We start from the raw sequence: 12,174 nt of genomic DNA on the forward strand, positions 1-12,174 counted from the left end.
ATGGGCGCGGGCCACGCGCACAAGCTCTACCGGCACGGGCACTCGCCGGTACACGCCCTGCCGCCGCACACCAAGCTCGCGGCCGTCTTCGCCTTCGTCATCGTCGTCGTCTCGACCCCGCGCGAGGCGATGTGGGCCTTCGCGCTGTACGCGCTGCTGCTGGCGAGCGTGGCGTACGCGGCCCGCGTGCCGGCCGGGTTCCTCCTGAAGCGGCTGCTGATCGAGGTGCCGTTCGTGGCCTTCGCAGTACTGATGCCGTTCGTGGCGCAGGGCGAGCGCGTGGACGTACTCGGGATGTCCCTGAGCGTCAACGGCCTGTGGGGCGCCTGGAACGTACTGGCCAAGGGCACCCTCGGCGTCGCCGCCTCCGTACTGCTCGCCTCGACCACCGAACTGCGCGAACTCCTCCTGGGATTGCAGCGGTTGAAGCTTCCGCCGCTCCTGGTGCAGATCGCCTCCTTCATGATCCGCTACGGCGACGTCATCGCGGACGAGATGCGGCGGATGAAGATCGCGCGGGAGTCGCGTGGCTTCGAGGCCCGGGGCGTACGGTCCTGGGGCGTCCTCGCCAAGTCGGCGGGCGCGCTGTTCATCCGGTCGTACGAGCGCGGGGAGCGGGTGCATCTCGCCATGGTGAGCCGGGGTTACACCGGTTCCATGCCGGTCATCGACGAGGTGACCGCATCCCGGGCGCAGTGGTCGTACGCCCTTGCCCTGCCCGGTGCGGCCCTTGTCGTGTGTCTGTTGGGATGGACTCTGTGACGACCCCCTCTCTGGAAGTGGCCGGACTGGCCTTCGCGTACCCCGACGGCCACCAGGCCCTGTTCGGCGTCGACTTCACCGTCGCGCGCGGTGAGCGGGTGGCGCTGCTCGGGCCGAACGGCGCCGGGAAGACCACGCTCGTGCTGCACCTCAACGGCATCCTGACCGGCGGCACCGGCACCGTGACGGTCGCCGGGCTGCCCGTCGGCAAGAAGCACATGGCCGAGATCCGGCGGAAGGTCGGCATCGTCTTCCAGGACCCGGACGACCAGCTGTTCATGCCGACCGTGCGCGAGGACGTGGCCTTCGGACCCGCGGCGGCCGGCCTGAAGGGGCCGGAACTGGAGGCGCGCGTACGCACGGCGCTGGAGCGGGTCGGCATGGAGGCCTTCGCGAACCGTCCCCCGCACCATCTGTCGTTCGGGCAGCGGCGGCGGGTGGCGGTCGCGACCGTCCTCGCGATGGAGCCGGAGATCCTTGTCCTGGACGAGCCGTCGTCCAACCTCGACCCCGCCTCGCGGCGCGAACTCGCCGACATCCTGCGGTCGTTGGACGTCACCGTGCTCATGGTCACCCACGACCTGCCGTACGCCCTCGAACTGTGCCCCCGCTCCCTGATCCTCAGCGAGGGCGTGATCGCCGCGGACGGCAAGACGGGCGAACTTCTCTCGGACGAGGAGCTGATGCGGGAGCACCGTCTGGAGCTGCCCTTCGGCTTCGATCCGCGCTCCGTGACAATGGGCGCGTGACGAACGACGAGGGCTCGCTCTTCCTGGACGACCAGCTGTGCTTCGCGCTGTACGCCGCCCACCGCGCGGTGACGGCCGCGTACCGCCCGCTGCTCGATGAACTCGGCCTCACCTACCCGCAGTATCTCGTCCTGCTGATCCTGTGGGAGCGCGGCGAGACGCCGGTCAAGGAGCTGGCGGCCGCCCTGCGGCTCGACTACGGCACGGTGTCCCCGCTCCTGAAGCGACTGGAGGCGGCGGGCCTGGTCCGGCGTGAGCGGTCGGCGCGGGACGAGCGGTCGGTACTCGTCGCGGTCACGGGACGCGGGGAGGAACTGCGGGAGCGCGCGGAGTGCGTACCGGGCGCACTGCTCACGGCGACGGGGCTCGGCGGGCCGGAGGTCGCGCGGTTGCGCGAGGAGTTGTGGCGGCTGGCGGAGAAGGCGGAGGCCGCGGCGGACCGTACCCGCTGATCTCGCGTTACCCACGGTTGCTACCCCCCGGTAACAGGGGCCCGGCTACCGCCAAGTACCTTGTGCACGATGTACTTGTGCGCATGCCTTCTGGGGGAGGCCAACCATGACTGATGGCACCGCTGTTGTCGACACCCGCCCGACAAAGATCATGTATGTCGCCGAGGCCACCGCGCACGGCGGTCGCGAGGGCTATGTCACCAGCCAGGACGGCCAGATCGAGCTGAAGGTCGCGATGCCGCCCGCGCTCGGCGGGGACGGCAATGGCACGAATCCGGAGCAGTTGTTCGCGGCCGGCTTCAGCGCCTGCTTCCACAACGCGCTGGTCCTCGTCGGCCGCCGCGCCGGCTTCGATCTCACCGGGTCCACGGTCGCCGCGAAGGTCGGCATCGGGCCGAACAAGCAGCGGGGCTACGGACTCGCGGTCGCCCTCAGCGTCTCGCTCCCCGTCCTCGATCCGGGCATCGCGTCGAAGCTGGTGGACGCGGCTCACGAGGTCTGCCCGTACTCGAACGCGACGCGGGGCAATATCGAGGTCACGATCCTGCTGGGCTAGGAATCGCCGGCTGTGGGCTGGTGTTGCCTCCACTGTCGGCTGTGATGAGACAGGGAGCGCGGGCGTGGACGTGAACGGCACAGTGGCGGAGGGCTTCGAGCCGGTCAGGGACGCGTTCGTACGTAACTTCGCGGTGCTGGGTGAGCGGGGTGCGGCGGTCGTCGTGTACCGCGACGGGCGGCGGGTGGTCGATCTGTGGGCCGGTCTGCGGGATGTGGAGGGCTCCTCGACTCCCTGGGAACGCGGGACCGCTCAGATCGTACGCTCGGCGACGAAGGGAATCGCAGCGGCCGTACCCCTTCTCCTGCATCAACGCGGGCAGTTGGACCTGGACGCTCCGGTGGCGGAGTACTGGCCCGAGTTCAAGGCGGCGGGCAAGGAGCGGGTGCTGGTGCGGCATGTGCTGGCGCATCGGGCCGGGGTTCCGGTGCTGGACCGGCCGTTGACTCCGGCTCAGGCGCTGGATCCGCTGCGGGGCGCGGAGGCCGTCGCGCGGCAGGCCCCGGTGTGGGAGCCGGGTTCCGGGCACGGATATCACGCGCTGACGTACGGCTGGCTCGTGGACGAGCTGGTGCGGCGGGTGACCGGCCGGGGCATCGGGAAGTGGATCGCCGACGAGATCGCCGGGCCACTGGGGCTGGATCTGTGGGTCGGGCTGCCAGCCTCCGAGGCGGGACGTGTGGGGCGGGCGGGCCGTCTCGAGACACCGGTCGATTCGGCGGGAGGCCTGCGCAGCCGGCCGAAGCGGTCGGTCTCCGAGGCGTACGAGGACCCGGACTCGCTCACCCGACGGGCCTTCGCCGCGATCACCCCGTTCCCCGACCAGAACGACCCCGCGTACCGCGCTGCCGCCCTCCCCGCGACGAACGGCATCGCGACGGCGGACGGCCTGGCCCGCTTCTACGCTTCGCTGATCGGTGAAGTGGACGGCGTACCAAGCCTGTTCACGCCGCAGACGCTGGCAGCGGCCCGCACGGAGGAATCCGCGGGCCCCGACCGCATCCTGGTGATCAACACCCGCTTCGGCCTCGGCTACATGCTCCACGGCTCAGCCTCCCCCTTCCTGTCCCCCGGCTCCTTCGGCCACCCGGGCCGCGGCGGCCCCCTCGGCTTCGCCGACCCCGAGTCGGGCATCGCTCTCGGCTACGTGACGAACGGCTTCCGCAAGACGGTGACGGCGGATCCGCGGGCACAGGCGCTGGTACGGGCGGTACGGGCGGCGCAGTCGTCGTAGCCGACCGCCGACTGTGCCGGGATCGTCGTGGCCGACCGGGCCAGGACTCCCCCAGTGGTCCACCAGGCTCACCCCGCGTGCAGCATCAGCCCGATCCCCACCACGAGGAGCGCCGCCGCAGCGATGCGCGGCGCTCCGAACCGCTCCTTGAAGAACACCGCGCCGATGGCCGCGCCGACGATGATCGATGTCATACCCCGCTCATACAGTATTTGGCATGAGTCGATCAAAGTTAGCGAGGGCCGCCATCACTCCGGGCGAGCCCGCCGCCATCTACTGCCGCATCTCGCACACCAAGGACGAGGACCAAACCGGAGTCGACCGGCAGGAACGCATCTGCCGGGAGATCGCCGAACGGCTTCAGCTCCGTGTCGAGTCGGCTCACGTCTACGTGGACAACAACCGTTCTGCGTGGCAGCGCAACCGCAAGCGGCCGGGTTGGGAAGAGATGCTGAAGGCGATGGGGGAAGGCGAGATCCGGCACGTCATCGTCTACCACCCTGACCGCCTCATGAGGCAGCCCAAGGACCTCGAAGAGCTGCTCTCCATAGCCGACGACAAGCGCGTCCTGCTGCACGGCGAGGCGAACCGGCGTGACCTGTCGGACCCCGACGACCGGTTCATCCTCCGTATCGAGGTGGCCCACGCGTGCCGCTCTTCTGACGACGCGTCGCGACGCTTGAAGTACGCCCTGAAGGACAAGGCCCGCGAGGGCAACCCTCACGTGGGCAACCGCCCGTATGGCTACACCAGCGACGGCCGCGCGATCATCGAGGAGGAAGCAAAGATCGTTCGCGAGGTCTTCCGCCGCTACCTGGATGGCGAGTCGCCGATGCACATCGCCCAGGACCTCACGGCACGTTCGATCCTCACGTCCAAGGGCAAGACATGGCAGCCCGAGAACGTTCGTCATCTGCTGTCGTCCAACTTCGTGGCGGGCGTTCGGATCCACCAGGGTGAAGAGGTGGGGGTTGGGACATGGCCCGCCATCATCGACCGTGGACAGTGGGATGAGGTGCAGCGGCAGAAGGAGTACCGGGCCGAGCGCTCTAGGGAGAAGCAGAAGCAACCGACCCGGCGTTACCTACTGCGTGGAGTCGCGACGTGCGCTTGTGGAGCGCGTATGGGTGGTACGAACAGCGGTCGGTACGCCTACTACCGGTGCACCCGTGCCGACGAGGTCGGCCAGACGAAGTGCAATCGCTCTGTCGTGGCCGGACCTCTCGAAGCGTTCGTGAGGGACGTGGCAATCGAGGTGCTGACCAAGCTGGACACCTCAGGCCATGAGCCCGCGACGACCGTGCGCCCCGAGGCCGACGTTGCAGCAGACGAGAAGGACCGGGCCAAGCTTCGGGAACTGAAAGAGCTGTGGCTCAACGATGACGACTTCACGACCGCCGACTTCCAGGCCATGCGTGCGCCCGTCCTCAAGCGGATGAAGGAGCGTCAACGCAAGACCGTGAAACGACCGATCGCCGTCCTGAAGGGGATCGCCGGACCCGACGCCAAAGCGAACTGGGAGCGGCTGGAGCTGGAGGAGGACTACGCGCGCATGAACGCGATCTACCGGTTCCTGTTCGCCGCCGTGGTTGTCCGCCCGCCGAAGAGGAAGGGCAGGGGGTTCGACACAGACCGGGTAGACATCAAGCCGAACCCGCTGGACTGAGCGGCTCCCCGCGGCCGCTAATCACTCAGGCCGACCGATGCGGCCCGCAGGCGGGTGCGGTCGCACTAATTAGCCCAGATGCTCGCCAAAGATGCCCGCATGCGTGCCAAAGAATGCCCGCACGCGCGCCAAAGACGCCCGCGCCCCGACCCACCTGGTTCCATGAAGATCCGAGCAGATCCAAGCCTGCTGGGCATTTGGATGTGAAGCCCGTGAAAGGGGAGCGTTTTCCATGCGACACATGAGCGCACGGCACCTGGCCGCCGCAACCGGACTCGGCCTGGTACTGATCCTGACCGCCGTCGGCCCCGCCGCCGCCGCGCCACCCCCCTGTCATGGCGAAATCTCCAACTACCCCACCGGCACCTGCGTCGACAGCGGCGCCAGCGCCGCCGGCACCACCGTCGGCGGCATCCTCACCCCCATCGCCGAAGCCCCCGGCACCGCCGTCGGTGCAGGCACCGAACCCGTCACCGGCGCAGTCCCCGCAGCTGACCCCGCCGCTCTCCTCCCCCCCCTCTGACGGCGGCGACCTCGGAAGTCGAAGCACCTGCGCAGCCCCGTCCGGCGACGGTGAGAAAGACAGTCGGGCGGGGCTTCCCATATGCGAAAAGGGGGCCCGACAAAAGACAGGGCTCCTCATTCCTGCTGATCAGACCAGCTTTGGAGGCCGTGGCGGGAATCGAACCCGCGTAACTCCCCGCGGGCGGAGCCCGCTGATGGATGCAGCGCAGGCGAGTCCCTGAACCACTCGGGCACACGGCCTCACACGGTCACTGAGTGGGCGTTTGATGTTGATTCACGCCGACCGTTTCAACATGCTTTGCCTGGTTTTATTACCAACACACATGGCCTGAAATACCTGGAAGCTCCCTACCAGTAGGGAGCTTCCATCCCATTGCTAAACCAGACGGAATTCGAGCGGCATGTGCGAACTAAACGGGCGGTCCGATCAGCACCTCGGAGTGCGCGAATGCGCTCCTACAGGGTGAAGCGTTATGAAAGCCGCTGGCCTCAAAGGTGACACATCCCTACTGAACATCCCTAAACACTCTCTCAACACGCTCTCATGGGCGCGACGAGGCCGGGGCGTACGGGAGTCCCTCATCCAGCCCCCTGACCAGCCAAGTTATTACCGCATGAGCAGAGCTTGACTGACGACTCGCGCAAGGCCGCGATGGGAGCGAGCTCCGCCTTCGTCTGTGCCCACAGGACGAGGCCGTACGCCGCGACGGACAGGGCGGCTCCCAGCCGTTGGGGACCTCGTGAGCGAAGACCGCCGCCAGCACGGTCACGACCAGGGGCGCGGTGCCGCGCGCGATGGGGTATGCCTGGCCGAAGTCGCCGAGGCGGAACGAGCGCATCAGCAGGACGTAATACGCGATGTGGATGAGCGCGGAGACGATCAGGTACGGCCACGTCCCGGCCGCGGGCAGGGGACGAACGGGACCGCGGCCAGGCCGATCAGCGTGCCGCCGCCCGAGATCAGGGTGAACCCGACGAGCTTGTCGGTGATCTGGTGCGCGATCGCGTTCCAGCTGGCGTGGGTGACGGCGGCGAGGAGGACGGCTGCCGCGACGAGTAGGGGCACGTCGATTAAGCGGACTGCTCGCGCACGTCCACCAGCGTGGCGCCCGCGTGGGTGATCAGGGTCTTCGGGTCCATGGGGAAGACGGCGTACGGAGTACCGGCGGCGGCCCACACCGTGTCGTGATCCAGCAGCGAACGGTCCGCCAGGACACGGGTCTTGGTGCGATGCCCGAAGGGCGGTACGCCCCCGATCGCGTACCCCGTCGTCTCCCGCACGAGGTCCGCCTTGGCCCGCGTGACCTTCTCGGCATCCAACTCCCGCTGCACGAGCTTGAGGTCCACGCGGGACGCCCCATCCATCAACACCAGGACCGGGACCCCGTCCGCCGCGAAGATCAGCGACTTGCAGATCTGGCTCAGCTCACATCCGATCGCCGCGGCTGCCTCAACGGCGGTTCGGGTGGCGTCCGGGAAGCGGCGGATCTGCGGCTGCAGGTCATCCAGGCCCAGCTCACGCAGGGCCTCGGCGAAACGGGGGTGGGCGGCGTTCTGCTCGTCAGCGGCGGTCATGACGGCACGCTAGCCGATCCCCTCCCGGGGTCACATCTCGATTATGTGCGCCACGAAGCCTGTCCAGGTGACGGGTTCTATGGCGAGGCAGGGACCCTGAGTGTTCTTGGAGTCCCGGACGTGGACGGTGGCGGGGGTGGTGGCGACTTCGACGCAGTCGCCGGGTTCGCTGCTGTCGCTGTAGCTGCTCTTGAACCACTGGAGTTCACGGGTGCTCATAGTTCTCCCAGCGCTCGTTCGATGAAGGCCAGCGACTCCCTCGGCGTGAGAGCCTGCGCCCGGATCATGCCATACCGCAGTTCAAGGATCCGCAGGTCTCTGGGGCTTGAGACCGGGCGGCCGTTGAACGCGCCTTCGGAACGCCCGACCGCCGTACCGTCCATGAACTTCAGCACGTCGATCAGACCATCCATTCCGGCGTGATCCTCCCGGTCGGTCGGCATGACCTGGAATGTGACGTTCCGCAACTGCGCCACCTCCAGCAGGTGTTCGAGCTGTCGACGCAACGCCATTTTCCCTCCGATGGGGCGTTCCAGCGTCACCTGTTCCTGGACAAAACCGAGCGTCGGGGCAGGCTCCCGCTCGAAGATCGCCTTTCGGGCCATACGCCCGTCGGTCTCCCGTGCCACCACGTCCGGCGAGAGCGCGGGCTGCCGTGTCTCGAACAGTGCCTTCGCGTACTCCGGCGTCTGCAACAGCCCATGAAGGTTGTGGGTGCGGTACCACAGCAACTCAACCGCCCGCCCCTCCAGTTGAGCCAGCTCCCGCACCTTCCTCGGATAGCGGGCCTTCTCCGTGTGCGTCCGCAGCGCGGCGATCGCCCCGCCCGCGTTCAGCACCTCGTCCGCCTGGTAGAGGAACTCCAACCGGGGGATACGCGTTCCGCGCTCGATCTTGCGGACCATGTCCTCGCCGTACCCCATCGCCTCCGCGAACTCGGCCGCCCGCATCCCAGCGGCCTCCCGGTAGAACTTGATCACGCCGCCGACGACCTCGATCATCGGTGCCATCTCGTCCCCGGGCTCGATTCCCCAGCCCGCCTCGTCCATGTCCTCGCTCATTGCCCACCTCCAACGCGCACCCGTACCCGTACGGCACGGACACAGCCGGGACAGCCCGGGACAAACGCCGGACAGTCACCGCACGCACACGCACCGCGACTCCTCACCGTACGCAGACTCCGCCACGCTGAGTGACATGAATCAAGAAACCGCCAGCCTTCATCTCAACTCGACTGGCACCGCGGCCGGCGACGCGCGATCCAGGCAGGCACTCCGCGAAAAGCATGACACTTTCCCGGAAAGTGTCATGCTTTCTCGCACCTGGTGCCCCACCAGAGGGGATTGGCCAGCAGTGTCGGCTCGATCTCACAGCCCAGGACCTGGAACGAAACCATGAACGACTTCGCTGGAAATGGCGTCGACTTCACCGCATCCATCAACGGTCAGGAATGGCACGTTGCGTGGTACCCACCTCCTGACCCACCGTCGGGTACGCCACACGGCGCGGAGGCGGTGTGCGTCGTCGGCGATCGGATCCTCGTGGTCAGCCCGGACGGACAGCGGTGGGGTCTGCCCGCCGGCCGCCCCGAGCAGCGCGAGCAGTGGGTCGACACGATGCGTCGCGAGGTCCGTGAGGAAGCCTGCGCCGAGGTGATGGATTGCCGGCTCCTCGGGTTCAGCCGGGGCGTTTGTGTGAGAGGCCCGCAGGAAGGGCTGGTGCTGATCCGGTCGATGTGGCGAGCAGAGGTGCGTCTGGCTCGGTGGGACCCATGCTTCGAGATGGCCCACCGCCGTCTCCTGCCGGCCGAGGAGGCGTTCCAATCCCTGACCCTCCCCGACGGCCTTGGTCCCTTCTATCGCCGACTGTTCGCCGAAGCCGCCATCTCTCTCCCCGACATCCACGACCTTTGACCACCAGAGCACTCATGCGCCAAACGCCGTACCGCCGCCGAGGCCACCGCGGCGATCGGGTGCGAGCTAGTGCTGTGACCGGGAACGTTCGCCGAGGTCAGCTCGATCAGTCCGATCGTGCTGCTTCCCACCTCCATGATGTTTGGCGAGGGAGGCCGTCGAGTTCTCTGCGGCCGGTGCACCAGAGGAGTACCTGAGTGGGGTCTCCGGGCGGGGCGGCGGGGAAGAGCCGGTTGAGTACTGCTGCGCTCAGCGGTGCTGGTGGCAGCCAGTCCACGGACAGTCCCTGCGTGATGTCGTAGGTGTGCAGCAGAGTTTCGGCGACGCCCATCGCCGCGAACCCTTCGGGGTCGCACGGGCCCCAGTGCCAGGCCCTCAGGGTCGGGGTGGCTGTGGCCAGGGCGCTGCTGAGCAGTCCGCCGCAGGCGGTGACGGCCTGGAGTACTTCGGCCGGCGAGGCAGTGGGGCGGACGTTCAGGTCGATGGGAAGGTAGGCGTCTGCGGGCTGTGCTGCCAGCTGCCCTGCGTAGGCCAGCAGGTCGTGGCCGATGTGGGCTGCTGTTTGCCAGCAGGTCCATTCGAGCGGCCCCGCCGGCACCGTCCAGTCCTCGGCGGTATGGGGGCCAAGCACCCGCAGCATCTCTGCCACGGCGGCGTCGACGTCCTGATGGTCCATGCAGAGCTCCTCACATTGCGAGTTGAGGGGGGATCAAAAACCATGCATGTCAGGGGACTTGTCCAGTGCTCACGGCGCTGGTCGAATTGGGCATGCCGTGCGGCCTCGGCCGCGCCGCCTGGAACTAGGGTCACCCGCTCGGTGCCCTCGGCCCAGGGCTACGCGGGAGGGCTCTCCTCCTCCCAGATCGCGCGGGCATGGGCCACATGCGACGAGCCCGAGAACAGAATCGGGGGTCTGGGCTGCGCGGCCAGCCTGGCACGGTGTGGCGCCAAGTGGTTGTTGTTCGAGGGCATTTGCCCTCAGCCAGCCGCTGGTGCGGCTGGCCGGAGGATTCGTCCTGCTGACTTTCTACCCCCAGGTAGCCTGCCGCCTATGACGCGTACACAGCGCACTGGAGCAGTACCGACCCCACAACGGGCCACGGACGAGGATGGCGTACGTCTGCCACGGCTGCGCTTCAAGGACGTCGTGGTGCGAGGAGCAGTGCAGGGTATCGCCGCCGTCGCCCTGCTCTTTATCGGCACACTCTTCGTCGCCGACCATCATGACCGCGAGACGTTCCTTGCCGTGGTGGCAGGGTTCTCCATGGTCTTCGCCGGGATAGGGATCGTGGTCGGAGTCTGCTTCTGGACGGCGTGCTCGGGTGACATCAGACGCTTGCGGGACTGGGGCACCATCACCAGCCAGTACGAAAGCGGCACCATCGTGGCGCCGGTTTTCGTACGGGCGGGAGTCCTCGCCCTTGTGCTCTTCCCCGGCGCGCTCGGGCTCTACCACCTGGTCGACAACGCCGCGTACGACAGCTGGCTGTACGGGAGTTGAACACGCAGGTCGCCATGCCAGCGGTGTCATCGGTTCGGTAGCCTCGGCCTTCCCAACAGCGGCCATATGTGCGCCATAAACGGGGGGGGCATGCGATGCACGGGAAGAAGACCGAGAGGCCGGCGAGCCGGGCCCACATCGAGGAGCGCTTCCTGCGGGACTGGGGATTCGAACTACCGGATTCGATCTTCCGGTTCTCGACGTTCCTGGGATCCCTCGCCCCGGTCGAATACCAGGCCCTCGGTGACCTGGACGTGTCCCCGGCCGGCATCATGGACTTGTTCGCCGACGCCGGTCTGCAGCCGTGCCAGGGCATCGATGTACGGGTGCACGGCCGCTATTACCGTGATCCGCCCGAGTTCCTGACGTTCATGCACGGCGGCTCCGACGGCCTCCACCACGGCCTGTGGTTCGACGACGGCCGCACGTGCGGTGGAGTCGCCTCCTACTACAACAACGACGGCGGTGGAATCGACACTACCTCGGGAACACCGCTGGAGGCGCTCCGCGCGATTCTAGAACGCTGTTGGCGCGACCTGGACGACGACGTGCAGGACGAGGAGGCGTCCGCGCGGCGGTTTCGCCTGGGCCTGCTACGCGATGCACTGACTGCCGTGGAGACCGGGGACCGGCCCGAGGTGGGCATCGCCTACTCCACGGCCTACGACGCGATCATCCCACCCGTGGACCTCGACCGGATCACCACGCTGGACGGCGCGGGCGCCCTCGTGGCGGGCGAAACCGCGCTGGACCGCCCCGCCCACAACCAGGCCGACGAGTACAAGTTCGCGACGTACATGTACGACCTGTTCGAGGACGCCGCAGCCCTGGAGGCCAGCCTGCAGGAGGCCCGCCGCCGTTGCTCGGCAGGCGATCCGGCGGAGGCCCTGGTCCTGGGCCGCGACCTGCACTGGGCCTCGGGCGGTGACCCGGCCCGTGAGACACTCGCCAACGAACTCCTCGTGATGGCCTACCGCGCGCTGAACCGCCCCTCACTGGCGGAGATAGCCGGTGCACACCACCGGCACCGTTCCTTGCCGCGGGTCAACGTCCTGGAGACGACGTAGCAGCCGCACGAACGGGGCAGCCTTGATCTTGCCGTAGCCGGTCTCCCGCAACGGAGGGGCGCAAGGCGCCAGTTCCGCCGTGTGGAGAGGTGTACGGCCTCTACAGTTCGGGTGAATACTCAGGGTCACCCGTCAGGGCTCGTCCCACCCATGGGACGACCCCCGCGTAGCGCT

Annotated in this window: 14 protein-coding genes, 1 tRNA gene and 2 pseudogenes; 10 read left to right on the plus strand and 7 right to left on the minus strand. The window is 67.8% G+C overall.

Annotated elements, in window-relative coordinates; all coding sequences use genetic code 11:
* From cbiQ to ACYVO6_RS03360, 5 genes are all read left to right on the plus strand, one after another.
* Positions 1 to 762, plus strand: a complete 762-nt coding sequence (gene cbiQ, locus ACYVO6_RS03340; RefSeq protein WP_461057015.1) for a cobalt ECF transporter T component CbiQ — start codon at positions 1 to 3, stop codon at positions 760 to 762.
* Positions 750 to 1,511 carry an energy-coupling factor ABC transporter ATP-binding protein gene (locus tag ACYVO6_RS03345; RefSeq protein WP_461057017.1) on the plus strand — a complete coding sequence of 254 codons (762 nt, stop codon included), beginning with the start codon at positions 750 to 752 and terminating at the stop codon, positions 1,509 to 1,511. The genes cbiQ and ACYVO6_RS03345 overlap by 13 nt, the downstream gene beginning before the upstream one ends.
* On the plus strand, positions 1,508 to 1,963 hold the full coding sequence (locus tag ACYVO6_RS03350) for a MarR family winged helix-turn-helix transcriptional regulator (RefSeq protein WP_461057019.1): 456 nt from the start codon (positions 1,508 to 1,510) through the stop codon (positions 1,961 to 1,963). The genes ACYVO6_RS03345 and ACYVO6_RS03350 overlap by 4 nt, the downstream gene beginning before the upstream one ends.
* Before the next feature lie 106 nt (positions 1,964 to 2,069).
* Positions 2,070 to 2,519: an organic hydroperoxide resistance protein gene (locus ACYVO6_RS03355; protein ID WP_461057020.1), complete on the plus strand. Its 450-nt coding sequence runs from the start codon at positions 2,070 to 2,072 to the stop codon at positions 2,517 to 2,519.
* 64 nt (positions 2,520 to 2,583) lie between these two features.
* On the plus strand, positions 2,584 to 3,753 hold the full coding sequence (locus ACYVO6_RS03360; RefSeq protein ID WP_461057022.1) for a serine hydrolase domain-containing protein: 1,170 nt from the start codon (positions 2,584 to 2,586) through the stop codon (positions 3,751 to 3,753).
* Between the two features lie 68 nt (positions 3,754 to 3,821).
* On the opposite strand, the pseudogene ACYVO6_RS03365 reads toward ACYVO6_RS03360, so the two are convergent.
* Positions 3,822 to 3,944 (minus strand): annotated as a pseudogene (locus tag ACYVO6_RS03365) (EamA family transporter); the annotation flags it as partial.
* Between the two features lie 26 nt (positions 3,945 to 3,970).
* On the opposite strand from ACYVO6_RS03365, the gene ACYVO6_RS03370 reads away from it, so the two are divergent.
* A complete protein-coding gene (locus ACYVO6_RS03370) occupies positions 3,971 to 5,419 on the plus strand; it encodes a recombinase family protein (protein WP_461057024.1) in 1,449 nt (482 codons plus the stop codon).
* Positions 5,420 to 5,660: 241 nt separating this feature from the next.
* On the plus strand, positions 5,661 to 5,942 hold the full coding sequence (locus ACYVO6_RS03375; RefSeq protein WP_461057026.1) for a hypothetical protein: 282 nt from the start codon (positions 5,661 to 5,663) through the stop codon (positions 5,940 to 5,942).
* Positions 5,943 to 6,083: 141 nt separating this feature from the next.
* Here the strand turns inward: ACYVO6_RS03375 and ACYVO6_RS03380 are convergent.
* From ACYVO6_RS03380 to ACYVO6_RS03400, 5 genes and pseudogenes are all read right to left on the minus strand, one after another.
* Positions 6,084 to 6,184 (minus strand) — tRNA-OTHER (locus ACYVO6_RS03380).
* 339 nt (positions 6,185 to 6,523) lie between these two features.
* A pseudogene (locus ACYVO6_RS03385) lies at positions 6,524 to 7,010 on the minus strand (hypothetical protein).
* Between the two features lie 5 nt (positions 7,011 to 7,015).
* Positions 7,016 to 7,519, minus strand: coding sequence for a YbaK/EbsC family protein (locus ACYVO6_RS03390; RefSeq protein ID WP_461057028.1), 504 nt, complete (start codon positions 7,517 to 7,519; stop codon positions 7,016 to 7,018).
* A gap of 30 nt (positions 7,520 to 7,549) precedes the next feature.
* Positions 7,550 to 7,738, minus strand: coding sequence for a DUF397 domain-containing protein (locus tag ACYVO6_RS03395; RefSeq protein WP_461057030.1), 189 nt, complete (start codon positions 7,736 to 7,738; stop codon positions 7,550 to 7,552).
* Complete coding sequence (locus ACYVO6_RS03400) at positions 7,735 to 8,580, minus strand: helix-turn-helix domain-containing protein (RefSeq protein WP_461057032.1); 846 nt, start codon at positions 8,578 to 8,580, stop codon at positions 7,735 to 7,737. Before ACYVO6_RS03400 ends, ACYVO6_RS03395 begins: the two co-directional genes overlap by 4 nt.
* A gap of 264 nt (positions 8,581 to 8,844) precedes the next feature.
* On the opposite strand from ACYVO6_RS03400, the gene ACYVO6_RS03405 reads away from it, so the two are divergent.
* Positions 8,845 to 9,432 carry an NUDIX domain-containing protein gene (locus tag ACYVO6_RS03405; protein WP_461057034.1) on the plus strand — a complete coding sequence of 196 codons (588 nt, stop codon included), beginning with the start codon at positions 8,845 to 8,847 and terminating at the stop codon, positions 9,430 to 9,432.
* A 106-nt stretch (positions 9,433 to 9,538) separates the two neighbouring features.
* On the opposite strand, the gene ACYVO6_RS03410 is transcribed toward ACYVO6_RS03405, so the two are convergent.
* A complete protein-coding gene (locus ACYVO6_RS03410; protein ID WP_461057036.1) occupies positions 9,539 to 10,108 on the minus strand; it encodes a maleylpyruvate isomerase N-terminal domain-containing protein in 570 nt (189 codons plus the stop codon).
* 375 nt (positions 10,109 to 10,483) lie between these two features.
* Between ACYVO6_RS03410 and ACYVO6_RS03415 the strand changes: the two genes are divergently transcribed.
* Together ACYVO6_RS03415 and ACYVO6_RS03420 are read left to right on the plus strand one after the other, a co-directional pair.
* On the plus strand, positions 10,484 to 10,933 hold the full coding sequence (locus ACYVO6_RS03415) for a DUF6336 family protein (RefSeq protein WP_461057038.1): 450 nt from the start codon (positions 10,484 to 10,486) through the stop codon (positions 10,931 to 10,933).
* A gap of 95 nt (positions 10,934 to 11,028) precedes the next feature.
* Positions 11,029 to 12,000, plus strand: coding sequence for an ADP-ribosylation family protein (locus tag ACYVO6_RS03420; RefSeq protein WP_461057040.1), 972 nt, complete (start codon positions 11,029 to 11,031; stop codon positions 11,998 to 12,000).
* Positions 12,001 to 12,174: the final 174 nt, after the last annotated feature.

This window comes from Streptomyces pseudoechinosporeus, from assembly GCF_054783935.1.

Coding starts and splice junctions, on each gene's coding strand:
- cbiQ (WP_461057015.1), top strand. CDS start 1: ATGGGCGCGGGCCACGCGCACAAGCTCTACCGGCACGGGCACTCGCCG.
- ACYVO6_RS03345 (WP_461057017.1), top strand. CDS start 750: ATGGACTCTGTGACGACCCCCTCTCTGGAAGTGGCCGGACTGGCCTTC.
- ACYVO6_RS03355 (WP_461057020.1), top strand. CDS start 2,070: ATGACTGATGGCACCGCTGTTGTCGACACCCGCCCGACAAAGATCATG.
- ACYVO6_RS03370 (WP_461057024.1), top strand. CDS start 3,971: ATGAGTCGATCAAAGTTAGCGAGGGCCGCCATCACTCCGGGCGAGCCC.
- ACYVO6_RS03375 (WP_461057026.1), top strand. CDS start 5,661: ATGAGCGCACGGCACCTGGCCGCCGCAACCGGACTCGGCCTGGTACTG.
- ACYVO6_RS03390 (WP_461057028.1), bottom strand. CDS start 7,519: ATGACCGCCGCTGACGAGCAGAACGCCGCCCACCCCCGTTTCGCCGAG.
- ACYVO6_RS03395 (WP_461057030.1), bottom strand. CDS start 7,738: ATGAGCACCCGTGAACTCCAGTGGTTCAAGAGCAGCTACAGCGACAGC.
- ACYVO6_RS03400 (WP_461057032.1), bottom strand. CDS start 8,580: ATGAGCGAGGACATGGACGAGGCGGGCTGGGGAATCGAGCCCGGGGAC.
- ACYVO6_RS03410 (WP_461057036.1), bottom strand. CDS start 10,108: ATGGACCATCAGGACGTCGACGCCGCCGTGGCAGAGATGCTGCGGGTG.
- ACYVO6_RS03415 (WP_461057038.1), top strand. CDS start 10,484: ATGACGCGTACACAGCGCACTGGAGCAGTACCGACCCCACAACGGGCC.
- ACYVO6_RS03420 (WP_461057040.1), top strand. CDS start 11,029: ATGCACGGGAAGAAGACCGAGAGGCCGGCGAGCCGGGCCCACATCGAG.